Annotated in this window: 1 protein-coding gene; it reads right to left on the minus strand. The window is 52.5% G+C overall.

The window, feature by feature from the left end; translation table 11 throughout:
- A partial coding sequence (locus tag J5M73_RS31005) for an aldehyde dehydrogenase family protein (RefSeq protein WP_207816872.1) occupies window positions 1-539 on the minus strand: 539 nt, incomplete at both ends.

Genomic DNA, 539 nt, shown 5'->3' on the forward strand with positions numbered 1-539 from the left:
TGTGTACACCGCTGGTCAGAGCATAGCCTTTGGCGTTGATTTGGTCGATGAGTTGATCCAATTCGCTGGCGCGGTAGCGGACAACGTGCAGTACAGGACCGAACACTTCGCGTTGCAACTCGTTCAGGTTATTCAATTCAAACAGGATTGGACGAACGAAGGTAGAGTTGTTGTCATCAACGTCGGCGGCAGTTTTGATTTCGTGGTAAGCCTTTGCTACGCCTTTCATTTTGTTGATGTGGGCCAACAGGTTTTGTTGGGCTTCAGCATCGATGACAGGGCCGATGTCTGTGGTCAGTTGGGTCGGTTTGCCGACAACCAGCTCATCCATTGCGCCTTTGATGATGTTGATCATTTTATCGGCAACATCTTCTTGAACACACAAGATACGCAGGGCGGAACAACGTTGGCCCGCGCTGTCGAAGGCAGAGTTCAATACGTCGAGGCAGACTTGTTCCGGCAGGGCGGTAGAGTCCACGATCATCGCGTTTTGACCGCCGGTCTCGGCAATCAGGACAGGGCTGTCGTCGCGTTTGGAC

Source organism: Pseudomonas sp. 50_B (assembly GCF_017491625.1).
Lineage (GTDB): Bacteria > Pseudomonadota > Gammaproteobacteria > Pseudomonadales > Pseudomonadaceae > Aquipseudomonas > Aquipseudomonas danubii.